Below are 23,111 nucleotides of genomic sequence, written 5' to 3' on the forward strand. Positions count from 1 at the left end.
GTCAGCGGCCGGCGGCGGCCACCCGCAGGCCGAGCGCCACCAGCACGGTGCCGCTCGCCACCTCCAGCCGGCGCCGGACCCGCGGCCGGCGGAACCACTCCCCCGCCCGCGCGACCCCGGCGGCCAGCCCCAGGTAGAGCAACGTCTCCACGACGACCTGCAGGCTCGCCAGCACGACCGTCGCCGCGAACGGCGAGCCCGAGGCCGGCACGAACTGCGGGTAGAACGCCACCATGAAGACGGCGAGCTTGGGGTTGGCCAGCTGGACGACGACGCCCTCGCCGAACGCCGTCCACCAGCCCCGCCCCGTCGGCGCGGCGACCACCGGCGGGTCGGCGGGCACCCCGGCTCGGCGCTCGCGCCACACCCCCAGCAGCGCCCGGCCGCCGAGGTACAGCAGGACGCACGCCCCGGCGACCCGCAGCACCAGGTAGGCCACCTCGGAGGCGGCGACGAGGGCGGCGAGCCCGGCGCCGGCCAGCAGCGCCCACAGGAAGAGGCCCGCCTCGACGCCCAGCACGGTGGGCACCGCACCGGGCAGCCCGCGCAGCGCGGCCCGCCGCACGACCAGCGCCATCGCCGGTCCCGGCGAGGCGGCGATGAGCAGCACCGCGGCGAGGAAGGCGGGCAGGGTGCCGACGAGCTCCACGCGGCCAGGGTGGCGCGGCCGGCGACGCGCGTCGACCGACTATCCGGCCGGACCGCCGCCCCGGGCGAGCGCGTCGAACGGTCCCTGCACGAGGAAGGTGCACCCGGGGCCCTGCAGGCTGGCGAACAGGTCCCGGCCGTCGGCGGAGAACACCGGCCCGCAGAACTCCGCCGCCTCGTCGCCGACGTCGCAGCGGGCCAGGGGGTAGGTCTCGCCGTCGTCGGTGGCGCCGAGCAGGTGGACGGCGCCCAGGCCGTCCTCGGCCACGATGACCCCGCCGTGCGGGGACACGGTGATGTTGTCCGGCCCCTCCCCCGGGGCGTCCGGGTCGGCCGCGACGCCGAAGCGCAGCCGCAGGGTCAGGGTGCCGGCCCGCGGGTCGAGGAACCAGACCTGGCCGTCGTGCTCGACCGCGCTGCCGTCGTCGGCCCGCGCGTAGGAGGAGACGACGTACGCGCCGCCGTCGCCCCACCACGCGCCCTCGAGCTTGCGGGCGCGGGTGATGCGGTCGTCGGGCAGCTGGCGGCGCACCGGGGTGGTCGTCGCGTCCCGGTCGGGCACCGGCACCCACTCCACGCGGTAGGTGGTGCCGGGCTCGGTGGCGGCGGAGAGGTCGGGCACGTGCCGGCCGTCGGACGTCGTGGCGCGCAGCGCCTCCAGGGTGCCCGCGTCGGCGGCCAGCGCCCGCAGCGAGCCGCGTCCCAGCGGCCGGGCGGCGTCCGGGGCGCGCCAGCGGTACAGCGACCCGTTCGGCTCCATGGCGTCCTCGGTCAGGTACACGGCGTCTTCGTCGGGGTCGACGGCGACGGCCTCGTGGGCGAAGCGCCCCAGTGCCCGGACCGGCTGCGGGTCGCGGTTGGCCGCCGGGTCGTGCGGGTCGACCTCGAAGACGTAGCCGTGCGGCCGGTCCCGCACCTCCTCGGTCTCCTCGCAGGTCAGCCAGGTCTCCCACGGCGTCCGGCCGCCGGCGCAGTTGTTCAGCGTGCCGGCCAGGCTCACCGCGTGGCCCAGGACCTCGCCGTCCGGGCCGACGGTGAGGGTCGTCGTGCCGCCGTGCGCGGCCGGGTCGTAGACCAGCCCCTCGGAGTGCGGGACGCGGAACGGCTCGTCGCCGCTGATCTCGTGGTTGAGCACCAGCACGCTGCCGCCGCCGTCGCGGGCGAACGCCGCGGCGCCGTCGGGGTCCGAGGGGGCGGGCTCGCCGCTGTCGAGCCGGGTCTCCCCCTGCCGGGCCAGCACGCGGTACCGGAAGCCGTCGGGCAGCGACAGCAGGCCCTGCGGGTCGTCGACCAGCGGCCCGTACCCGGGCGTGCGCGGCGCGGCGGAGCCGGTCGTCGCACCGCCCGGACCCGAGCCGGAGGAGCCGCACCCCACGAGCAGGACGCCGGCGCCGGCCGACAGCGCGGCCAGGAACGACCGCCGCGACACCTCGCCGCCACTGCTCGCCCCCGACACGCCGCCCCCGCTCCGGCGACCCCCGGACGGCCGCCCCGACCGAGGGTACGAGCGCGGTTCTCGCCGGCCGGGGACCCCGCTCGTCGTCGCGGTCGTACGTCTCGTCGCCGAGACGGCGGAGTTGTTGGGGATAACGGTCGTGCTGCCAGCCGGCTCCCAGGTCCGTCTGCGAGGCTGGGTCCCCGCCGACCCGACCGGGAGGGAGCCGACCGTGGACGTCCTCGGCCGGTTCTGGGCGCGGGTCACCACCCCGGTCGACGCCCCGCCGCGGGAGTGGCTGCTCGCCGCGGCGGCGGCCGCGCTGCTCGTCGTCCTCGTCCCGGCGCTGTGGCGCCCGGCGCGCAACGTGGTCACGATCGCCCACGAGGGCGCGCACGGGCTGGTGGCGCTCGCGGCCGGCCGTCGGCTGGCCGGCATCCGGCTGCACTCGGACACCTCCGGGCTCACCGTGTCCGCGGGGCGGCCCACCGGCCCCGGCATGGTCCTGACCTGCGCGGCCGGCTACACCGGCCCGGCCCTGTTCGGCCTGGGCGCGGCCGCCCTGTACGCCGCCGGGCACGCGGTGGGACTGCTCTGGGCGCTGCTCGCCCTGCTCGCGCTGCTGCTCGTGCAGATCCGCAACTGGTTCGGGCTGTGGTCGGTCCTGGCCACCAGCGCCGTCGTCTTCGCGGCCACCTGGTGGCTGCCGCCCTCCGGTCAGGCGCTGTTCGCCGCGGGCCTGACCTGGTTCCTGCTGCTGGCCGCGCCCAAGGCGGTCGTCGAGCTGCAGCGGGCCCGGCGCCGCCGGGCCGCCCGCGACTCCGACGCCGACCAGCTGGCCCGCCTCACCGGCGTGCCCGCGCTGGTGTGGGTCGGCGTCATGCTCGCCGTCGACCTGGGCTGCCTGGCGCTCGGCGGCTCCTGGCTGGTGACGTGGTGAAGGATTCCGTCCTCCTCACCCCTCGCAGGCTCGGGACGAGCCTCTGGACGGGGCCGCTCAGGCGCGGGCGCGGCGGCGGGGGGCCGCGCCGTGCGGCTGGCGCACCGGCTCCACCTTCGGGGCCGGCGGGATGTCGAGGGTCTGGTCCCGCTCCCCCACCGTGATCCGCCGGCCGTGGTGGTGGACGTCGAGCGGCTCGCCCTCGACCAGCCGGTAGGTGGCCTGCTCGCGGCCGATCTCCACCTCGAGGATCCGCCCCTGGTAGACCACGCGGAACCGCAGCCGGCTCAGCCGCGGCGGCAGGCGGGGAGCGAAGAGCAGCCGCCCGTCGTGGTCGCGCATCCCCCCGAACCCGGCGACGGCGACGGTCCAGCCGCCGGCCATCGAGGCGATGTGCAGGCCGTGGCCGGAGTTCCCGTGCAGGTTCTGCACGTCGGTGAGGGTGGCCTCGGCCCAGTAGTCGTAGGCCAGCTCCAGGTGACCGGTCTCGGCGGCGACGACCGCCTGCTGCGCCGCCGACAGCGAGGAGTCGCGCACCGTCCGGGCCTCGTAGTAGGCGAAGTCGGCGGCCTTCTCCTCCTGGGTGAAGGCGTCCCCGCGCAGGTGCAGCGCCATCACCAGGTCGGCCTGCTTGATCACCTGCTTGCGGTAGATCTCGAAGTACGGGTAGTGCAGCAGCAGCGGGTAGCACGACGGCGGCGTCGCCTCGAAGTCCCACTCCTCGTGGTGGGTGAAGTTCTCCGACTGCATGTGCACGCCCAGCCGCGCGTCGAACGGCACCCGCATCAGCCGGGCGGCGCGCTCCCACAGCGCCACCTCGTCGTCGGTCACCTGCAGCCGGCCGGCGACGTCGGGCTGGCGGGCCACCGCCCTGGCCGCCTCGCGCAGGTTCCGCTGCGCCATGAGGTTGGTGTAGACGTTGTTGTCCACCACGGCCGTGTACTCGTCCGGCCCGGTCACCCCGTCGATCCGGAACCCGTCCTCGGTGTCGAAGTGCCCGAGCGAGGCCCACAGCCGGGCGGTCTCCACCAGCAGCTCGGCGCCGAAGTCGCGGTCGAACTCGTCGTCCTGGGTGGCGTGCCAGTACCGGACGACGGCGTCGGCGATGTCGGCGTTGATGTGGAAGGCCGCCGTCCCGGCCGGCCAGTAGCCGGAGGTCTCCTCGCCGCGGATGGTCCGCCACGGGAAGGCCGCGCCGCGGCGGCCGAGCTCGCGCGCCCGGTCCTTGGCGAGGTCGAGGGTGGAGTGCCGCCAGCGCAGGGCGTCGCGCGCCGCGTGCGGGGCGGTGTAGGTGAGCACCGGGAGCACGTAGGTCTCGGTGTCCCAGAAGGTGTGCCCGTCGTAGCCGGGGCCGGTCAGCCCCTTCGCCGGGATCGGCTGCCGCTCGGCGCGCAGGCCGGCCTGCAGCACGTGGAAGAGCCCGACGCGGACGGCCTGCTGCAGCTCGTCGTCCCCCTCGAGCTCGACGTCGGCCTGGGCCCAGAACTCGTCGAGGACCGACTTCTGCTCGCTGACCAGCCGCTCGAACCCGGCCAGCTTGGCCGTGGCCAGGGCGCCTTCCACCTGGTCGCGCAGCGCCGGCGCCGACCGGCGCGAGGACCAGCCGTAGGCCAGGTACTTGACCAGCTTCAGCCCGCGGCGCTGGGGCAGCCGGGCGGCCAGGGTGAAGCGGGCGAGGTCCTCCCCCGACTCGATGTCCTCGGTGGCGGTGTCGGGGACGTCGACCACGTGGTCCATCCCCGCGGCGACCCGCAGGCCGCTGCGTGCGGTGCGGTGCACGAGGACGGCGCGCTGGCCGCGGGCGACGGCGAGCTCGCTGAGCAGCGGGCGGCGCAGCGCGGCCGCGGCCCGGGGGTCGTCGGACTCCGTGCCGCTGTCGGTCGGCTCGTTGGCCAGCAGGTCCGACTGCAGCGCCACGTACAGGTCGCCGCGGCCGTCGGTGCACTCGACCGTGTACTCGATGGCGGCGATCGACCGGCGGCTCAGCGACACCAGCCGGGTGCTGGTCACGGTGACGGTGCGGCCGGCCGGCGAGCGCCACTCGGTGACCCGGCGCAGCGTGCCGCGGCGCAGGTCGAGGGTGCGCCGGTGGTCGACGACCTGGCCGTAGTCGAGGTCCAGCGGGGTGTCGCCGACCAGCAGCCGGATCAGCTTGCCGTCGGTCACGTTGACCACGGTCTGGCCCTGCTCGGGGAACCCGTAGCCGGCCTCGGCGTAGGGCAGCGGCCGCTCCTCGAAGAAGCCGTTGAGGTAGGTGCCCGGGACGACGATCGGCTCGCCCTCCTCGAACGACCCGCGCATGCCGATGTGCCCGTTGGCCAGCGCGAACACCGACTCGTGCGTGCCCAGCGCCGAGTGGTCGAGCCCGATCTCGGTGAGCGACCACGGCTCGACGGGGAAGGTGGCCCGGCCCTCGGTCACGACCGCTCCCCCGTCGTCGCGCCGCCGTCCAGCAGGTCGGCGAGGTCGTCGACGACGACGTCGGCGCCGTTCTCCCGCAGCGCGTCGGCCTGCCCGACCCGGTCCACGCCCACCACGTACCCGAACCGCCCGGCCCGCCCTGCGGCGACCCCGGCCAGGGCGTCCTCGAAGACGACGGCCTGCGCGGGCTCCACGCCCAGCGCGCGGGCGCCGGCGAGGAACGTGTCCGGTGCCGGCTTGCCGCGCAGCCCGTCCCGGGCGGCGGCCACCCCGTCGACGCGGGCGTCGATCAGGTGCCCGAAGCCGCCGGCGGTGACCACCTGCTCGCCGTTGGCCGAGGCCGTGACCACCGCGGTGGCCAGGCCGGCCGCCCGCGCCGCCTCCAGGTAGCGGATGGAGCCGGGGTACACCTCGACGCCGTGCTCCTCGAGCTCGCGCAGCAGCAGCACGTTCTTGCGCTGGCCGACCCCGTGCACGGTCGCGGCCTCGGGGCCGTCGTCGGGTGTCCCCTCCGGCAGCGTGATGCGCCGGCTGGCGAGGAAGTCGCGGACGCCGTCGGCCCGCGGCTTGCCGTCGACGTAGCGGTTGTAGTCCTGCTGCGTGAACTCGGCCGCCCCCGGGTCCCGGGCGCGCAGGAACTCGTCGAACGTCCGCTTCCAGGCGGCCATGTGGACCGTCGCCGTCCGGGTGAGGACGCCGTCCATGTCGAAGAGGCAGGCACGGATGCCGTCGGGGAGTCCGAGCACGCTGCGACGCTACCGGCGCGGGCCGCCCCGTGACGGGTCGAGACCGGCGGGGTGCGCGACGGGCGCTCCCCTGCTTAGGGTCGCCTGCGATCCCGCCCACGACCTGCGAGGAGCCTCCCCGTGCCCGACCGCCCGGTGCCGCCCAGCCCCTACGACTTCCTGCCGCCCGTCCCCTCGTTCGAGGTCACCAGCACCGACCTGCGCGACGGCGGGACCATGCCGGTGCCGCACGTCAGCGGCGTCATGGGCGCCGGCGGCGAGGACCGGTCCCCGCAGCTGTCGTGGTCGGGCTTCCCCGAGGAGACCCGCGGCTTCGCCGTCACGGTGTTCGACCCCGACGCCCCGACCGGCAGCGGCTTCTGGCACTGGGTCGTCACCGCGATCCCCGCCTCGGTCACCTCGCTGCCCTCGGGCGCCGGGAGCCAGGACGGCGCCGGTCTGCCGGAGGGCGCGGTCCAGCTGCGCAACGACGCCGGCTTCCCCGGGTACGTCGGGGCCGCTCCCCCGTCGGGCCACGGGCCGCACCGCTACTTCGTCGTCGTGCACGCGCTCGACACCGAGGACATGGGCGTGCCGGCGGACGCCTCCCCGGCGTTCCACGGGTTCAACCTCTTCGGGCACACGCTCGCGCGGGCCACGCTCGTCGTGACCTACGAGGAGCAGTAGCCGCTCAGGACGGCAGGTCGGCGACGCCGGTGGTGCCGATCCAGGCGAAGCCCACCCGCTCGTAGACGCGGGCGACGTCGTCGTCGCCGGCGGTGAGGAAGACCAGGTCGGCGGTCTCGCGGGCGTGCTCGGCCAGCGCCGAGGTCAGGCCCGCCCCGAGACCGCGGCCGCGCAGCCGGGGCAGCGTGGCCACCCCGGTGATCTCGCTGACCTCGCGGCCGTCGACGTCGAGCGGGTGGTGCGAGCCCACGGCCACCGGCTCGCCGTCCTCGACGGCCACCATCATCACGGTGCGCCCGGTCGCGATCCGCTCGCGCAGCACCTCGGTGCGCGGACCGGCCGCGACCCGCTCCTCGACGGCGGTGGCGCCCCCGGCGCTGCCGGCGGGCGTGGCGAAGGCCAGCTCCGCCAGCCGCTGGTAGCGCGGCAGCTGCGGGTCCTCGGCGCCCACCAGGTACAGGCGGACGCCCCAGGGCAGCAGCAGCTCGACCGCGGTGTCGAGCACCAGCAGAGGCATGTACTCGACGGTCAGGCCGGCGCCCCGTGCGGCGGCCGCGGTGCCGGCGGACCGCTCCCAGATCCACTCCAGCGCCACCGGCAGGCCCTCGGTCTCCTGCAGCGCGACGGCGCCCCGGACGTCGTCGGCGGTCACCGGCCCGCCGCCGGGCCGCGGCCGGGCCGGGTACGGCCAGGCGGGCGGGACGACGGGGACGTCGAGCCCGCCGACGGGCTCGACGCGGCCGTCCGGCAGCGGAGCGGCGGCGTGGTACCGCTCGATGCAGTCGAACAACCCGGAGTCCGCCACGCGGCCGACAGTAGACGCCGCCCGGCGCCACGTCCGCCCTCCGCCCGCGTCCCGGCACCCGCGCACCCCCGTCGGGTGACCCGGCGCGCGGACACCGTGCAGGTGGACGGCACGATGGGCCGCGTGACGGCAGGGACCCGGGCCATCTCGCCCTACGCGGTGTTCGACCGCGCCTCGTGGCGCGCGCTCGCCGCCGGCTCGGCGCTGCCGCTGGACGAGCAGGACCTCGCCGGGCTCAAGAGCCTCGGCGACCGCATCGACCTCGACGAGGTCGCGACCGTCTACCTCCCCCTCGCCGGCCTGCTGAACCTGCACGTGGAGGCCAGCCGCGGGCTGTGGGCGGCCCAGAACCGCTTCCTCGGGGACACCAGCGCCAAGGTCCCCTACGTCATCGCCGTCGCGGGCAGCGTCGCCGTCGGCAAGAGCACCACCGCCCGGCTCCTGCAGGCGCTGCTCGCCGCCGGACCGGGCGCACCCCGGGTCGACCTGGTCACCACCGACGGGTTCCTGCTGCCCAACGCCGTCCTGGAGGCCCGCGGCCTGCTCGGCCGCAAGGGCTTCCCCGAGAGCTACGACCGGCGGGCGCTCGTCCGCTTCCTCGCCGAGGTGAAGAGCGGCCGCGGCCGGGTGAGCGCCCCGCTGTACTCCCACCAGTCCTACGACGTCGTCCCCGGCGCCACCCAGGACGTCGACCGGCCCGACATCCTCGTGCTCGAGGGGCTCAACGTGCTGCAGGCCGGCCGGCGGGCCGACGGCCGCGCGCCCGAGGTGTTCCTCTCCGACTACTTCGACTTCTCCGTGTACGTCGACGCCGCGGAGAGCGACATCCAGGAGTGGTACGTCGAGCGCTTCCTCGCGCTGCGCCGCACGGCGTTCGCCGACACCGGCGCCTACTTCCACCGCTTCGCCGACCTCAGCGACGAGCAGGCCCGGCAGACCGCGCTGGAGATCTGGCGGTCGGTCAACGTGCCCAACCTGCGCGAGAACATCGTGCCGACGCGCTCCCGGGCCCGCGCGGTGCTGCAGAAGGCCGCCGACCACTCGGTGCGCCGGGTGCTCCTCCGCAAGATCTGACCCCACCCTCGCCGCTCCCTCCCCCATGGCGTTCCCCGCGGCCGCTCCGCGGCGACATTGTTGGGGATAACGGTCGAGTCGTGAGCCGGGGGCGCCGGCCGGCATGGTCCGCGCGTGCGGCCGGGGCGCGCCATGGCAGGTCTCGACGACCCGGAGGGGTGACTCCGTCGTCGTCACCCCTGACACATGACGTGATCGGGAGCACACTCGTCCCGTCCGGTGACCGACCGGGCACGAACCGTCACCACTCGGCCCACCCGCCGCCGACCGGGAGTGATCCCCCATGTGCTCTCACGTAGTCCCCTGCCCCGCCGCCGACGACGACACCCGTGACCTCGCCGCGGTGGTGAGCAGCCACCCCGAGCAGGGGTGGAGCCTGCTGTGCAACGGCGTCGTCCTCTTCGACGACGACGGCGAACTGCTGCCCGACGGGCGGGCGGTGGCGCACCACCGCGACTTCGTGCCGGTGCTCGCCGGCGCCTGAGCCAGGCCCCCTGCAGGGTCCCGCCGCGGGCGTGCCGGTGGCGGGCCCCCGCAGGGGGGTCCTCCGTCAGGCCTGGCCGGCCCCGACCACGTCGGCGGCGGTGCCCAGGTCGTCCGGGGCGCCCTCGCCCCGGCCGGGCACGCGGCCGGCCGGCGCAGCCGCCGGCGCGGCGTCGGCCTCGATCTCCGCGAACGCCTCCGGCGGCGGGCAGGAGCACACCAGGTTGCGGTCGCCGTAGGCCTGGTCGATCCGCCGCACCGGGCTGAGGTAGCCGCGGCCCACCAGGCCGGGCACCGGGTACACCGCCGTCGAGCGCGGGTACGGGCGGCCCCACTCCCCCGCCACCATCGCCAGGGTGTGCGGCGCGTTGCGCAGCGGGTTGTCCTCCCGGTCGTACTCGCCGGTGGCGACCTTCTCGATCTCCGCGCGGATGGCGACCATCGCGTCGACGAACCGGTCGAGCTCGCCCTTGTCCTCGCTCTCGGTCGGCTCGACCATCAGCGTGCCGGCGACCGGGAAGCTCATCGTCGGCGCGTGGAAGCCGAAGTCGACCAGCCGCTTGGCGATGTCGTCGTTGGTGATGCCGGTGGCCTTGGTGAGCGGCCGGATGTCGAGGATGCACTCGTGGGCGACCAGCCCGTCGCGGCCGGTGTAGAGCACCGGGAAGTGCTCGCGCAGCCGGGTGGCGAGGTAGTTGGCGCCGAGGATGGCGTGCTCGGTGGCGCGCTGCAGCCCGTCGGGGCCCATGAGCCGCAGGTACGCCCACGAGATCGGCAGGATGCCCGCCGACCCCCACGGCGCGGCCGAGACCGTCGGCCCCTGCCCGCCGGTGTCGGCCAGCGGGTGGCCCGGCAGGAACGGCACCAGGTGCTCGCGCACGCCGATCGGCCCGACGCCGGGCCCGCCGCCGCCGTGCGGGATGCAGAAGGTCTTGTGCAGGTTGAGGTGGCTGACGTCGGAGCCGAAGCGGCCCGGGCGGGCCAGGCCGACCATCGCGTTGAGGTTCGCGCCGTCGACGTACACCTGCCCGCCGGCGTCGTGCACCGCGGCGCAGATGTCCTGCACGTCGGTCTCGAACACCCCGTGCGTCGACGGGTAGGTGATCATGATCGCGGCCAGCCGGCCGGCGTGCTGGTCGACCTTGGCCCGCAGGTCGGCGAGGTCGACGTTGCCGGCCTCGTCGCACGCCACGACCACCACGCGCATGCCCGCCATCACCGCGCTGGCGGCGTTCGTGCCGTGCGCGGAGCTGGGGATCAGGCAGACGTCGCGGTGCTCCTCCCCGCGCGACCGGTGGTACTCGCGGATGGCCAGCAGGCCGGCGAACTCGCCCTGCGAGCCGGCGTTGGGCTGCACGCTGACCGCGGCGTAGCCGGTGATCTCGGCCAGGCCCTCGCACAGCTCGTCGATCAGCCGGCGGTAGCCGCGGGTCTGCCCGGCCGGGGCGAACGGGTGGATGCCGGCGAACTCCGGCCAGCTGATCGCGGCCATCTCGACGGCCGAGTTGAGCTTCATGGTGCACGAGCCCAGCGGGATCATCGTGCGGTCCAGCGCGAGGTCCTTGTCCGACAGCGACCGCAGGTAGCGCAGCAGCGCGGTCTCCGAGCGGTGCGCGGAGAAGACCGGGTGGGTCAGGTAGGGCGTGCGGCGGCGCAGGTCGGCGGGCAGGGCGTCGGCGCCGTCGTCGTCGAGCAGCGACTCGTCGGCCGCCACGCCGAAGGCCTCGGCCACCAGCCGCAGCACCTCGGGCGTGGTCGTCTCGTCGCAGGCGACGGCCACGGTGTCGGCGTCGACCTCGCGCAGGTTCACCCGCCGCTCGGCGGCGGCGCGGACGACGTCGGCGGCCCGGCCGGGGACGGCGACGGTCACGGTGTCGAAGTAGGCCTCGTGGACGACCTCGAGCCCGCCGGCGCGCAGCCAGCCGGCCAGCGCGACCGCGCTGCGGTGCACGCGGGCGGCGATGGCGGCCAGCCCCTCGGGTCCGTGGTAGACGGCGTAGGCGCCGGCCATGACGGCGAGCAGCACCTGGGCGGTGCAGATGTTGCTGGTCGCCTTCTCCCGGCGGATGTGCTGCTCGCGGGTCTGCAGCGCCAGCCGGTAGGCGACGTCGCCGTCGGCGTCCACGGAGACGCCGACCAGCCGGCCGGGCAGCTGCCGGGCCAGGCCCTCGCGGACCGACAGGTAGCCGGCGTGCGGGCCGCCGAAGCCGAGCGGGACGCCGAAGCGCTGGCTGCTGCCGCAGGCGACGTCGGCGCCCCACTCCCCCGGCGCCTCGAGCAGCGTCAGGGCGAGCAGGTCGGCGGCGACGACGACGGCCGCGCCGGCCTCGTGCGCCGCGGCGGCCAGGGCCCGGTGGTCGCGCACCGCGCCGCTGGCGCCGGGGAAGCTCAGCAGGACGCCGAAGGCGCCGGCCTCGGGCAGGTCGGTGGGCCAGCCGGCGGAGAGGTCGGCGACGTGCAGCCGGATGCCCAGCGGCTCGGCGCGGGTCTCCAGCACGGCGAGGGTCTGCGGGAGCGTGTCGGCGTCGACGACGAACACCGCGTCGGCCTTGGCCCGGCCGGCCCGGCGGACCAGCGTCATCGCCTCGGCGGCCGCGGTGGCCTCGTCGAGCATCGAGGCGCCCGCGACCGGCAGTCCGGTCAGGTCGGCGACCATCGTCTGGAAGTTGAGCAGCGCCTCGAGCCGGCCCTGGCTGATCTCCGGCTGGTAGGGCGTGTAGGCGGTGTACCAGGCGGGGTTCTCGAGGATGACCCGCTGGATGACGGCCGGGGTGACGGTGCCGGAGTAGCCCAGCCCGATCATCGAGGTGAAGACCTCGTTGTCGGCGGCCCGCTCGCGCAGCGCGGCGAGGACGGCGGACTCGTCGGCGGCGGCCGGGAGGTCCAGCGGGCGGCGGTCGCGCACGGCCTCGGGCACGGTCGCGTCGACCAGTGACTGCAGCGAGTCGTACCCGACGGCGGCGAGCATCTCGGCGGTCTCGGCCGGCCGGGGGCCGATGTGCCGGGCGGCGAAGGAGCCGGCCGGGCTCAACGCCCGCAGCGACGGCAGCGGCTGGGGATCGGTGGACGCAGACCCAGGGTCGATCACTGAGGGAACGCTACCAGCGGGCGTCCCGCCGGGCGGGAGCCCGAGGGTCCCTAGACCGCCTTGCGGCGGCGGCGCAGCGACAGCTCGTCGTCGGTGTGCACCGGTGCGCCGTCGACGCGCTCGGCGGGCAGCTCGGCGAGCTCGCCGGACAGCTCCCGCAGCGCGCCGGAGACGGCGATGCCGAAGACGCCCTGACCGCCGGCGAGGAGGTCGACGACCTCCTCGGCGGAGGTGCACTCGTAGACCGTGGCGCCGTCGGAGAAGAGCGTGACGTTGGCCAGGTCCTTGATCCCGCGGTTGCGCAGGTGGTCCACGGCCTTGCGGATGTTCTGCAGGGAGACGCCGGTGTCGAGCAGCCGCTTGACGACCTTGAGCACGAGGATGTCGCGGAAGGAGTACAGCCGCTGCGTGCCCGAACCGGTGGCGCTGCGGACCGAGGGGGCGACCAGCCCGGTGCGGGCCCAGTAGTCCAGCTGCCGGTAGGTGATCCCCGCCGCGGCGCACGCGGTCGGGCCGCGGTACCCGACGAGGTCGGTGTCCACCTCGTCGTACGAGGGGGCGCCGACGGCGGCGTCACTGAAGAGCTGACCCTGGGAGCCAGTGCTCTGGTCGCTCACGTCGGCGTCCCTCCTCCGCGTCCCGCCCCGGTCGGGACGGTGACCCGGCACGGCACCCACGGACGGCGGTGTCACACCGGTGTTGTTCGCCGAACGGTAAGCCGGGCCCAGGGGCCGGTCAACTGAACGGGGCGGCGTGTCGCTGCACTCGACCCGAAGGGAGGGTATCGGCGGTGCCGTCGCGGAACTGGAGTCGGCGCGGTGCGGCTGTGACCCGTGTGACGACTGTTCCGCCCGAGGTCACACCGGCCCCGCCGGCCCCGTCCCCAGACTCGCGCCGAGCATGGGAGGCGGGAGGAGGACGGGGTCCTCCCTCAGCCGCCGGAGCCGGAGCCCGCGCCGAAGTCCTCGGGCGAGATCTGGTCGAGGAACTCGCGGAACTTCTCCACCTCGTCCTCCTGCTCGTCGGGGATCTCGATCCCGACCTCGTCGAGCAGGGACTCCGCGCCGAAGATCGGCGCGCCGGTGCGGACGGCCAGCGCCACGGCGTCGGAGGGGCGGGCGCTGACCACGCGGTCCTCGCCGAGCACGAGCTCGGCGATGTAGATGCCGTCGCGCATCTCGGTGATGTTGACCGCCTCCAGCGTGGCGCCGAGCGCGCGGACGACGTCGCGGAGCAGGTCGTGGGTCATCGGCCGCGCCGGCCGCACGCCCTGCTGCTCGAACGCGATGGCCGCGGCCTCGACCGCGCCGATCCAGATGGGCAGGTACCGCTCCCCCTGCGTCTCCTTGAGCAGCAGGATCGGCTGGTTGCCGGGCAGCTCGACCCGGACCCCGACGACACGCAGTTCCTGCACGGGAGACTCCTCGGCTGCGGCGGTACGGCTGGACTCGGCTCCCGGAGGGCGGACGGGTCGGCGCGACCCGGCGTCGCCCGGGGTCCTGTGGCGACAACGGTACGCCCGACCTAGGAGCGCAGGAGGTCCCGGAGTCGCGCCTCCAGCAACGCGCCGTGGAGCTGCGCGGAGAGCCCGGCGAGCTCCCGGAGCTTCTCCGTCGCGCGGGCCCGGGCGTCCTCCGACCGGGCCCGGAGCACGGGCGTGACCAGCTGTTCGACCAGCCCGGCCTCCCGCTCGGCGCCGGTGCGGTACACCCGCAGGTGGCGCGGCTCGAGCCCGTGCCGGGCCAGCCCCGCGGCCGCCCGCGCGACGGGCAGGTCGGCCGCCGGGTGCCGGCCGTCGGCGTCGGTGGCCAGCAGCCCGTACTGCACGCAGTCGGCCAGCTGGTCCAGGTCCATCCCCGCGGCCTCGGCGAACTCCTGCGGCGTGAGCGCGCCGTCGGCCCGGCCGGCGTCGGCGACCGCCCCGGCCGCCTCGGCGGCCGGGCCCCCGCCCCCGGGCAGCGGCAGCCCGCGGTCCAGGGCGTCGAGGTGCTCCTTGATCACGCGCAGCGGCAGGTACTGGTCGCGCTGGGCGGCCAGCACGTACCGCAGGCGCGCGACGTCGGCCGGGGAGAACTTCCGGTAGCCCGACGCGGTGCGCTCGGGGTGGACCAGGTCCTCGGACTCGAGGTACCGGATCTTGCTGATCGTCACGTCCGGGAAGTCGTCGCGGAGGACGCCCAGGACCTCCCCGATGGTGAGCCGGGGGGTGCGGTCGTCGGCGGCGTCCCCGGACGCGCGGGCTCGCGCTCCGGGCACCGGGTCAGCGGGCGGCGGGCTCGCCGGTGCGCGGGCCGGTGAGGTAGACCAGCCGGAACTTGCCGATCTGCACCTCGTCGCCACCGGCCAGGGTGGCCACGTCGACCGGCTCGCGGTTGACGTAGGTGCCGTTGAGGCTGCCGACGTCGTGCACCGAGAAGCCGCCGCCCTCGCGGTGGAACTCCACGTGCCGGCGGCTGACGGTGACGTCGTCGAGGAAGATGTCGCTGTCGGGGTGGCGCCCGGCGGTCGTCACGTCCTGGTCGAGCAGGAACCGGCTGCCGGCGTTGGGGCCGCGCTTCACCACCAGCAGCGCCGAGCCCGGCGGCAGCGACTCGACGGCGCCGGCGTGGGCGTCGGCGGCGTTCTCGACGGCGACCTCGGCGACCTCGCCGGAGTCCTCCCCGCCGACCTTGGGGATGACGCTGGTCGACTCGCCGATGCGCTCCGGTGCCAGGGCCGAGCCGCACTGCGCGCAGAAGCGACTGCCCTCGGGGTTGTTGTGTCCACAACGAGTGCAGTGCACGTCTGTCTCCTCCGGTGCAGGGGGCACCGCCGCGGACCTCGGGGGTTGGCCGCGGGCGGCCGGCTTGCGACGGACCGGTCGGTGCCGTCGTGGGTCGGCCGCCGTGCGGGGCACGGCGGGCCGTTGGTCATGGAACCAGCGGTGGACCCGAGGGTCAACCGCGGGTCCAGGGTCGCGTCCGCCACCCCCGGGAGGGCTCCCAGGAGGACGCGGACGCGCCGTCGAGCATAGTGAGCCGCCTGCGCGCCGCCCGCGGGCTCCTCCGCCGTCGCGGGCGCTGCGGCGCTGGTCGGGCGCGCCCTCGACGGCCCGGCCGGCGGCTCAGGAGCCGTCGACCATCGCCTGGTAGGCCGCCGCGTCGAGCAGGGACGCCGTGGGGTCGCCGCCGTCGACGATCCGGATGTCGACCAGCCAGCCGGCGCCGTACGGGTCGGCGTTCACCATCTCCGGGGTGGCGTCGAGCGCCTCGTTGACCGCGACGACGGTCCCGGCCACCGGGGCGTAGACGTCGGAGACGGACTTCGTCGACTCCACCTCGCCCATCGGGTCGCCGGCCGACAGCTGCGCCCCCACCTCGGGCAGCTGCACGAACACGATGTCGCCGAGCGCGTCCTGGGCGTGGTCGGTGATGCCCACGCGGACGACGGTCGCCCCCTCGTCGCCGTCCCGCACGAGGGTCCACTCGTGCTGGTCGGTGTAGCGGCGGTCGTCGGGCACGGTCATGCGGCGCGGCTCCATGCTGGTGTGGTGGGTGGGGACGGCTAGTCGTCGTCGGGCTCAGCGTATTGAGGCGTCTCCAGCGGCCGCAACGCGTCCACGAGCACGCTCTCGGACTGCGCGACGACCACGCTCCCGCCGCGGCGGTTGACGTTGTCGACCACGCCACCGGGGATGTTCATCGCCGTCTCGAGGTCCTGCGGGGAGCCGATGACGACGATCTCGTAGGGGCTGCTGATCGGCTCGCCGTCGATGCTCAGCTCCCCCGGCTCGCCGGTCACCGCCGAGGTGACGCCGATCCGCACGCCGTCGATCTGCATCGTCTCGGCGCCGGCCCCGCGCAGCTCCTGGATCGCGTCGAGCAGGTCGGCCACGCGGACCTCGCCCTCCGGGTCCCGGATGGTCATGAGCAGCCCGGCCCCCTGGGCGGCGACGGTGCCGTTGAGGATGGCCAGGGCGTCGGCCTGCCGCTGGGCCTCCTCGAGCGCGGCGTCGGCGCGGCTGTCGGAGTCGTTCAGCTCGCGCAGGGCCGCGCGCTGGTCGGCCAGCTGCGAGCGCAGCCGCGCCTCGTCGGCCTCGAGCTGGTCGAGGATGCGGACCAGGTCCTCCTCGCGCGCCCCGGTCAGCGCCTGCTCGGTGTCGGTGACGCGGACCTGGACGGCGAAGGCGAACCCCAGCAGCAGGGTGAGGACGCCGATGAGCGCGGCCGCGAGGGGGTCCCGCCGGCGCCGGCGCGCGGCGGGGGTCCCCGCCGCGGCGGCCGGCCCGCCGTCGGGGGCGGTCCCGGGCTCGGGCTCGGTGCTCGCCTGCTCCTCGGTGCGCGCCTGCTCCTCGGTGCTCGCCTGCTCCTCGGCGGCCGCCTGCGGCCCGGCGGCGGGCTCGGCGGCGGGCTCGGCGGCGGGCTCGGGTTCGGTGCTCGCCTGCGGCTCGGCGGCGGGGACGTCGTCCGGGTCGGGCCCGTCGTCCGGGGCGGCGGGGCGCGGGTCGCCGCTCATGCGCGGAACACGTGCCGGCGGATCGCGGCGGCGTTGCCGAAGATCCGGATGCCGAGGACGACGACGACGGCGGTGGACAGCTGCGCGCCCACGCCGAGCTGGTCGCCGAGGAAGACGATGAGCGCGGCGACGACGACGTTGGAGACGAACGAGATGACGAAGACCTTCGCGTCGAACACCCGGTCCAGGCGCGCGCGGACGCCGCCGAAGACCGCGTCGAGGGCGGCCACGACGGCGATCGGCAGGTAGGGCTGCAGCCACAGCGGGACGGTCGGGTCGAGCACGAGGCCGAGCACCACCCCCACGACGAGCCCGAGGACGGGGATCACGTGGGTCAGCCTCCGGGGTCGGGGTCGGGGGTGCCCGGGTCGGGGGCACCGGGGTCGGCGGGGGGCGCGGGGGTGCCGGTGGCCGGGTCGCCCGCGGGGGGCGGGCTGCCGCCGGCGGGGGCGTTCCCGGCGGCGCCGTCGTCCGGCGGGGGCACCGCCTCCGCCGACCGCAGCTCCGGCGTCCGCCCGGCGGGCAGGGACAGGTCGTCGCGCTGGGCGAGCTCGAAGGTCAGCCCGTAGGACTCGGCGATGAGCGCCAGCGACTGCACCTCCGGGACGGTGAGGAACGCCGACCGCAGCGTGGCGGGGTCGCCGATCGCGCGGATCTCGTAGGGGTTGGTGACCGGGCGGAAGTCGACGAGCACCGCCTCGCCGGCGAACCGGATCGCCGTGGTCGGGCCCAGGCGCTGGTCGTCGACGCTGACCGCCTCGGCGCCGGCGGCCCACAGCGCGTTGACGACCAGCTGGATGTCGTCGTCCCGGACCTGGCCGCGGGGGTCGACCTCGGCGTCCCCGCCCACCGGGTCGTCCTCGGCGTCGGCCTCCGCGTCGGCCAGCGTGATCAGCAGGCCGGGCCCGGTGACGGGCAGGGTGCCGGCCATCTGCTCGGCCGCGTCCAGCGCGTCGAGGGCCTGCCGGCCCTCGTCGGAGGTGGCCAGCGCGTCCTCGCGGGCGGCGGCGACGTCGGCGCGGGTGGTCTCGAGCTCGGCGGCGAGCTCGTCGGCGAGGTCCTGGGCGTCGCCGATGTCGGCGACGAGGGCGGCGCGGATCTCCTGGCGGCCCTCGGCCCCGACGGCGGTCAGGTGGTAGGTCACCGCGGCGAGCACGCCGGCGGCGACCATGACCAGGGCGACGGCCAGCCGGCCGCCGGCGCGGCGCGCGGGCCCCGGGTCCGGCCGCTCCTGCCGCGCCCGGGCGGCGCGCTCGTAGGCCGGGTCGAGCGTCTCGGCCAGCACCTGGTCCAGCAGCGAGGCGCCCGCCGCGCGCAGCCCGCCACCCCGGACGGGCGCGGTCACGGCACCGCCCCCGCGGCGGCCGCCCGCCGCTCCGCGGCGACCAGGCCGAGGACCTGGACGACGTAGAGCAGCCCGGCCGCCACGTACAGGACGCCGCCCCAGATGGTCAGCGCGTAGGCGATCGGCTGGCACACGGCGGCCAGCGTCCCGTCCCCGTCGGCGAGCAGGAGCCCGGGGAAGGCGTACAGCAGGATGAACGTCGCCGCCTTGCCCAGGTAGTGGACCTGCAGCGGCGGGTAGCCGTACCGGCGCAGGACCAGCAGCATGACGCCGAGCACGACCTCCCGGCCGACCAGCACCGCGACCACCCAGAACGGGACGACGTCGCGCAGCACGAACGCGACGAGCGTGGCGACGATGTACAGGCGGTCGGCCGCGGGGTCCAGCAGCGCCCCGAGCCGGCTGTACTGGCCCAGCGCGCGGGCCAGTGCGCCGTCGGCCCAGTCGGTGACGCCCGAGAGCATGAGGACCACGACCGCCCAGCCGTCGGCCTCGGGGCCCAGCAGCAGCCACAGGAACAGCGGGACGCCGAGCAGGCGCAGCACCGACAGCGCGTTGGGCAGGGTCCAGACGCGCTCGGGCAGCTCGTTGCGGTCGGTGACCCGGTCCACGGGCCCGGCTCCGGGCTGGGCGACCGGCGCGGGAACGGGCTGCGGAACGGGTGTGGACGACCCGTTCGACGACGTCACCGTTCCTCCCGCCCGACGCACGCTCCCGCCGGCCCCTGCCCGGGCCCCGTGCCGAGGCTAGTCGACGGCCCCTCGTCCTCCTCGCGTCTCGCGGGCCCGCGGCGAGCCCCGGCCGGTCCCCTACGCCGGGACCGCCACCAGGCCGGCGGCGACCAGGTTGGCCGGGGCGGGCTCGTAGCCCAGCGGCGCGCGGGTGAACGAGCCGGTGCCGTGCGAGACCGAGCGCAACGCCCCCGCGTAGGTGAGCAGCTCCACCTCGGGGACCTCGGCGCGCACCGTCGTCCGGTCCCGGTCGGGGTCGGGCTCGGTGCCGGTGACCCGCGCCCGCCGGGTGGCCAGGTCGCTCATCACCGGGCCGACGTACTCCCCCGGCACGACGACGGCGACCTCGCACCAGGGCTCGAGCACCCGGGTACCGGCCGCGGCGGCCGCCTCGCGCAGGGCCAGGGCGCCGGCGGACTGGAAGGAGGCGTCGGAGGAGTCGACCGAGTGGGCCTTGCCGTCGACGAGGGTGACGTGGACGTCGACGAGCGGGCGGTCGCCGTTGACCCCGCGGGCCGCCTGCGTGCGGATGCCCTTCTCCACGCTGCCGTGGAACTGCCCGGGCACGGTGCCGCCGACGATGCGCTGCTCGAAGACGATGCCGGAGCCGGGCGGGCCGGGCTCGGCCTCGACCACGACGACGGCGTACTGGCCGTGGCCGCCGGACTGCTTCACCAGCCGGCCGGTCACCCGGGCCGGGCCGGCGAGGGTCTCCACCATGGGCACCCGCACCGGGGCGGTGGAGACGGCGACGCCGTGCCGGGTGCGCAGCCGGTCCAGCAGCACCTCCGCGTGCCCCTCCCCCACGCACCACAGCAGCAGCTGGCCGGTGTCGGGGCGGCGCTCGACGCGGACGGTCGGGTCCTCGGCGGCCAGCCGGGCCAGGGCGGTGGCCAGCCGGTCCTCGTCGGCGCGGGAGGCGGCCTCGACCGCGACGGGCAGTTGCGGCACCGGCAGCTCCCACGGCGTCATCAGGTGGGGGTCCTCCGGGGAGGACAGCGTGTCGCCGGTCTCGGCGGAGGTGAGCCGGGCGACGGCGCAGACGTCGCCGGCCGGGCAGGCGGCGACCGGGCGCAGGGCGCCGCCCAGCGGCGAGGAGATGGCGCCGACGCGCTCGTCGACGTCGTGGTCGGGGTGCCCGCGGTCGGCCAACCCGTGCCCGGAGACGTGCACGGGGGTGTCGGGGCGCAGCGTGCCGGAGAAGACGCGCACCAGGGAGACCCGGCCGAGGTAGGGGTCGGTCGTCGTCTTCACGACCTCGGCGACCAGCGGGCCGTCGGGGTCGCAGGCCAGGGCCGGCGCGGGCCGGCCGTCGGGCCGGGTGACCGCCGGGCAGCCGTGCTCCATGGGGCAGGGGAAGGCGGCCACGAGGAGGTCGAGGAGCTCGGGGACGCCGACCCCGGTCAGCGGGGCCACGCACAGCACCGGGTGGAAGTGGCCGCGGGCGACGGCGGTCTCCAGGTCGGCCACCAGGTCGGCGACGACGAGCTCCTCGCCGGCGAGGTAGCGGTCCATCAGCGTCTCGTCCTCGCTCTCGCCGATCACCGCCTCGATGAGCTCGGCGCGCAGCCGGTCGGCCTCGGCCTCGTCGGGGGCGTCGGGGTGCGGCTCGAGCAGGGAGACCAGCCCGCGGACACCGCCGTCGGGGCCGCGCTGCACCAGGTGCAGCGGGAACACCCCCTCGCCGAGCATCGTCTGGCAGGCGCGGACGGTGTCGTCGACGTCGGCGCGGGAGCGGTCGAGCTGGGTGAGGACGACGGCGCGCGGCATCCCGACCGCGGCGCACTCCTCCCACAGCTGCACGGTCGCCGCGTCGACCCCGCCGGCGGCGGAGACCACGAACAGGGCGGCGTCGGCGGCCCGCAGCCCCGCCCGCAGCTCGCCGACGAAGTCGGGCGAGCCGGGGGTGTCGAGCAGGGTGATGCGGTGCCCGTCGTGCTCGATCGTGGCCGCGCCCAGGCCGACCGACCGCTGCTGGCGCACCTCGACGTCCTCGGCGTCCAGGCAGGTGGTGCCGTCCTCGATCCGTCCGGCGCGCGGCAGCGCGCCCGCGGCGACCAGCAGCGCCTCGGCCAGCGTGGTCTTGCCCGCGCCGGCGTGGCCGACGAGGGCGACGTTGCGGACCCGCTCGGCGGCTCGCGGCTCCGGCGCCGGGACCGTGTCCTTGGCCATCCCGGGGCCCTCAGGCCTTCTCGCGGACGACGGTGGCGGTGCCGGCCGGGAAGAACAGGCCGGTGTGCCCGTCGGGCTCCCACTCCACCTCGTACGGCGGGCCGCCGTCGGGCTCGTGGCACCGGATCACCCGGCCGGTGCGCTCGGGCTCCCCGGTGTGCGTGGAACGGACGACGATCCGGTCTCCGACGTGTGCTTCCACGGTGGCCTCCGCGACTGCCCGGCTCGGTTGTGGTGTGCATCACACCCTGCCCGTGGCCGCCCCGGCGGACAAGACCCCCGGACGCCGGACGGCCCCGGTGGGGATCCCACCGGGGCCGGCCGTGGCCCCGTCCAGAGGCTCGCCCCGAGCGTGCGAGGGGTGAGGAGGACGGGGTCCTTCTGCTAGTCGACGACGCGGGGGCCGTTGCCGTTCTCGCGGATCGGCAGGCCGATGGCCTTGATCTCCAGGTACTCCTCGAAGCCCCAGTGGCCGTTGCGGCGGCCCAGGCCGCTCTGCTTGTAGCCGCCGAGCGGGGTCCTGAGCCCGAAGTAGGAGCCGCCGTTGACGACCATCGTGCCCGCGCGCATCTGCAGCGCGACCCTCAGCGCCCGGTCCTCGTCGGCGCTGGCCACCTCGCCGGACAGCCCGTAGACGGTGTCGTTGGCGATGGCGATCGCCTCCTCCTCGGTGTCGTACGGGGTCACCGTGAGGACGGGGCCGAAGATCTCCTCCTGGCCGATCCGCGACTTCGGGTCGACGTCGGCGAGCACGGTCGGCCGGGTGAAGTAGCCGGGGAGCTCCTCGACGGCGGTGCCGCCGGTGACCAGCCGGGCCCCGTCGGCCACCGCCGACTCGATGAGGCCGAGCACCTTCTGCTGCTGCGTGCGGCTGATCTGCGCGCCCTGGATGTTGTTGACGTCCCACGGGTCGCCGAAGGGCATCATCTCCATCGCGCCCTTGAGGATGGCGATGCCCTCCTCGTAGCGGGAGCGCGGCAGCAGGATGCGACTGGCCAGGGTGCAGCTCTGGCCGGAGTTGAAGCAGGCGGTGCCGGCGGCCACGGGCAGCACGCTCATCAGGTCCGCGTCGTCGAGGGCGATCAGGCTGGACTTGCCGCCGAGCTCCAGCATCACCTTCTTCACCGTGGAGGCGCCGGCGGCCAGGATCGACCGGCCGACGGCCGTGGAGCCGGTGAAGGTGACCATGTCGACGTCGGGGTGGGCGGCCAGCGCCCCGCCGACCTCGTTGGACTCGCCGACGACCACGTTGAAGATGCCCGGCGGGATGTCGGTCTTCTCGGCGACGATCCGGCCGAGCTCGGTGCCCATCCACGGCGTGAGCTGCGCGGGCTTGAGGACGACGGCGTTGCCGGCCATCAGCGGCGGCACCGACTCGGCGATGTTCAGGTACAGCGGGGTGTTCCACGGGGTGATCGCCGCGACGACGCCGATCGGGTCGTACTGCAGGATCCGCCGGGAGCTCATGCCCATGGCGGTGTCGGTGCCGATGTCCTGCAGGTACTCGAAGCTGCGCCCGAACTCCGGCCAGTGCGCCGACTCCTCGACCGGGTGGGCGATCTGGATCCCGTAGGTGGCCGCCAGCGGGGTGCCGGTCTCGGTGACGACGATCCGGCGCAGCCGCTCCTGCTCCTCCTTCAGCGCCTCGTGCAGCTGCATCAGGCAGTGGTAGCGGAACTCGACGTCGCGCCTCCAGTTCGTCTGCTCGAAGGCGCGCCGGGCGGCCCGCACGGCGCGGTCGACGTCCTCGGGGGTGCCGTCGGTGCACTGGCCGGCGACCTCGCCGAGGGCGGGGTTCTCCACGTCGAACTTCGCGCCGCTGGCGGTCTCCACCAGCTCGCCGTCGATGAGGATCCGCTCCTCGCCGGCCAGGACCCCGCTCTCGCTCTGCACCGCTGTCATCAACTGACTCCCACAGGTCGCGCTGCCGTGCCGCGCCGGCGGTCCCGGGCCGCGATCCATCGACAGTTCGGCAAGTGTGTAACAGTGGTCACACGGTGACAAGGGCCGCGACCGCCCCCGGTCCGGTGCCGCCGCGGCGCGTCCGACGGCGCACGCGGGCC

The 23,111-nt window shown here is 75.7% G+C and carries 22 protein-coding genes; 4 read left to right on the top strand and 18 right to left on the bottom strand.

The features are described from left to right. Position 1: 1 nt before the first annotated feature. Positions 2 to 649: a LysE family translocator gene (locus ACI8AX_RS15510; RefSeq protein WP_456550732.1), complete on the bottom strand. Its 648-nt coding sequence runs from the start codon at positions 647 to 649 to the stop codon at positions 2 to 4. Between the two features lie 39 nt (positions 650 to 688). After that, the gene (locus ACI8AX_RS15515; protein ID WP_456550733.1) at positions 689 to 2,077 is read right to left on the bottom strand and encodes an alkaline phosphatase PhoX; all 1,389 of its coding nucleotides are present in this window, start codon (positions 2,075 to 2,077) and stop codon (positions 689 to 691) included. A gap of 238 nt (positions 2,078 to 2,315) precedes the next feature. On the opposite strand from ACI8AX_RS15515, the gene ACI8AX_RS15520 reads away from it, so the two are divergent. After that, the gene (locus ACI8AX_RS15520) at positions 2,316 to 3,023 is read left to right on the top strand and encodes a M50 family metallopeptidase (protein WP_456550734.1); all 708 of its coding nucleotides are present in this window, start codon (positions 2,316 to 2,318) and stop codon (positions 3,021 to 3,023) included. A 57-nt stretch (positions 3,024 to 3,080) separates the two neighbouring features. On the opposite strand, the gene ACI8AX_RS15525 is transcribed toward ACI8AX_RS15520, so the two are convergent. After that, positions 3,081 to 5,444: a glycoside hydrolase family 65 protein gene (locus tag ACI8AX_RS15525; RefSeq protein WP_456550735.1), complete on the bottom strand. Its 2,364-nt coding sequence runs from the start codon at positions 5,442 to 5,444 to the stop codon at positions 3,081 to 3,083. Then, on the bottom strand, positions 5,441 to 6,190 hold the full coding sequence (locus tag ACI8AX_RS15530) for an HAD family hydrolase (protein WP_456550736.1): 750 nt from the start codon (positions 6,188 to 6,190) through the stop codon (positions 5,441 to 5,443). The genes ACI8AX_RS15525 and ACI8AX_RS15530 overlap by 4 nt, the downstream gene beginning before the upstream one ends. A gap of 120 nt (positions 6,191 to 6,310) precedes the next feature. Here ACI8AX_RS15530 and ACI8AX_RS15535 point away from each other — a divergent pair, with 120 nt between their 5' ends. Further along, entirely contained in the window at positions 6,311 to 6,856 is a 546-nt protein-coding gene (locus tag ACI8AX_RS15535; protein ID WP_456550737.1) for a YbhB/YbcL family Raf kinase inhibitor-like protein, read from the top strand. Positions 6,857 to 6,860: 4 nt separating this feature from the next. Here ACI8AX_RS15535 and ACI8AX_RS15540 read toward each other — a convergent pair whose 3' ends face one another. Then, positions 6,861 to 7,661 (bottom strand): GNAT family N-acetyltransferase, encoded by an 801-nt coding sequence (locus tag ACI8AX_RS15540; protein ID WP_456550738.1) that lies wholly within the window; start codon positions 7,659 to 7,661, stop codon positions 6,861 to 6,863. A 114-nt stretch (positions 7,662 to 7,775) separates the two neighbouring features. Here ACI8AX_RS15540 and coaA point away from each other — a divergent pair, with 114 nt between their 5' ends. Continuing rightward, positions 7,776 to 8,735 carry a type I pantothenate kinase gene (gene coaA / locus ACI8AX_RS15545; RefSeq protein WP_456550759.1) on the top strand — a complete coding sequence of 320 codons (960 nt, stop codon included), beginning with the start codon at positions 7,776 to 7,778 and terminating at the stop codon, positions 8,733 to 8,735. Between the two features lie 283 nt (positions 8,736 to 9,018). Next, a complete protein-coding gene (locus tag ACI8AX_RS15550) occupies positions 9,019 to 9,219 on the top strand; it encodes a DUF5999 family protein (protein ID WP_456550739.1) in 201 nt (66 codons plus the stop codon). Positions 9,220 to 9,285: 66 nt separating this feature from the next. Here ACI8AX_RS15550 and gcvP read toward each other — a convergent pair whose 3' ends face one another. From gcvP to ACI8AX_RS15615, 13 genes are all read right to left on the bottom strand, one after another. Next, positions 9,286 to 12,306, bottom strand: a complete 3,021-nt coding sequence (gene gcvP / locus ACI8AX_RS15555; protein WP_456550740.1) for an aminomethyl-transferring glycine dehydrogenase — start codon at positions 12,304 to 12,306, stop codon at positions 9,286 to 9,288. Between the two features lie 50 nt (positions 12,307 to 12,356). Continuing rightward, entirely contained in the window at positions 12,357 to 12,923 is a 567-nt protein-coding gene (locus ACI8AX_RS15560; protein ID WP_456550741.1) for a MerR family transcriptional regulator, read from the bottom strand. Between the two features lie 314 nt (positions 12,924 to 13,237). Next, a complete protein-coding gene (locus ACI8AX_RS15565; RefSeq protein WP_091942755.1) occupies positions 13,238 to 13,720 on the bottom strand; it encodes a bifunctional nuclease family protein in 483 nt (160 codons plus the stop codon). Between the two features lie 110 nt (positions 13,721 to 13,830). Next, positions 13,831 to 14,562 (bottom strand): transcriptional regulator FtsR, encoded by a 732-nt coding sequence (gene ftsR, locus ACI8AX_RS15570; RefSeq protein ID WP_456550742.1) that lies wholly within the window; start codon positions 14,560 to 14,562, stop codon positions 13,831 to 13,833. Positions 14,563 to 14,566: 4 nt separating this feature from the next. Further along, positions 14,567 to 15,088, bottom strand: coding sequence for an oxoglutarate dehydrogenase inhibitor Odhl (odhI, locus tag ACI8AX_RS15575; protein WP_456550743.1), 522 nt, complete (start codon positions 15,086 to 15,088; stop codon positions 14,567 to 14,569). Between the two features lie 321 nt (positions 15,089 to 15,409). After that, positions 15,410 to 15,811, bottom strand: a complete 402-nt coding sequence (gcvH, locus tag ACI8AX_RS15580; protein WP_456550744.1) for a glycine cleavage system protein GcvH — start codon at positions 15,809 to 15,811, stop codon at positions 15,410 to 15,412. 38 nt (positions 15,812 to 15,849) lie between these two features. Beyond that, the gene (locus ACI8AX_RS15585; protein ID WP_456550745.1) at positions 15,850 to 16,800 is read right to left on the bottom strand and encodes a DUF881 domain-containing protein; all 951 of its coding nucleotides are present in this window, start codon (positions 16,798 to 16,800) and stop codon (positions 15,850 to 15,852) included. Beyond that, entirely contained in the window at positions 16,797 to 17,129 is a 333-nt protein-coding gene (locus ACI8AX_RS15590; RefSeq protein WP_456550746.1) for a small basic family protein, read from the bottom strand. Before ACI8AX_RS15590 ends, ACI8AX_RS15585 begins: the two co-directional genes overlap by 4 nt. A 5-nt stretch (positions 17,130 to 17,134) precedes the next feature. Further along, the gene (locus tag ACI8AX_RS15595; RefSeq protein WP_456550747.1) at positions 17,135 to 18,145 is read right to left on the bottom strand and encodes a DUF881 domain-containing protein; all 1,011 of its coding nucleotides are present in this window, start codon (positions 18,143 to 18,145) and stop codon (positions 17,135 to 17,137) included. Continuing rightward, positions 18,142 to 18,756, bottom strand: a complete 615-nt coding sequence (locus ACI8AX_RS15600; RefSeq protein WP_456550748.1) for a CDP-alcohol phosphatidyltransferase family protein — start codon at positions 18,754 to 18,756, stop codon at positions 18,142 to 18,144. Before ACI8AX_RS15600 ends, ACI8AX_RS15595 begins: the two co-directional genes overlap by 4 nt. Before the next feature lie 198 nt (positions 18,757 to 18,954). Continuing rightward, positions 18,955 to 21,048 carry an elongation factor G-like protein EF-G2 gene (locus ACI8AX_RS15605; protein ID WP_456550749.1) on the bottom strand — a complete coding sequence of 698 codons (2,094 nt, stop codon included), beginning with the start codon at positions 21,046 to 21,048 and terminating at the stop codon, positions 18,955 to 18,957. 10 nt (positions 21,049 to 21,058) lie between these two features. After that, on the bottom strand, positions 21,059 to 21,250 hold the full coding sequence (locus ACI8AX_RS15610) for a DUF1918 domain-containing protein (RefSeq protein ID WP_456550750.1): 192 nt from the start codon (positions 21,248 to 21,250) through the stop codon (positions 21,059 to 21,061). A gap of 182 nt (positions 21,251 to 21,432) precedes the next feature. Next, positions 21,433 to 22,950: an aldehyde dehydrogenase family protein gene (locus tag ACI8AX_RS15615; protein WP_456550751.1), complete on the bottom strand. Its 1,518-nt coding sequence runs from the start codon at positions 22,948 to 22,950 to the stop codon at positions 21,433 to 21,435. Positions 22,951 to 23,111: the final 161 nt, after the last annotated feature.

The organism is Blastococcus sp. SYSU D00813 (genome assembly GCF_054050735.1).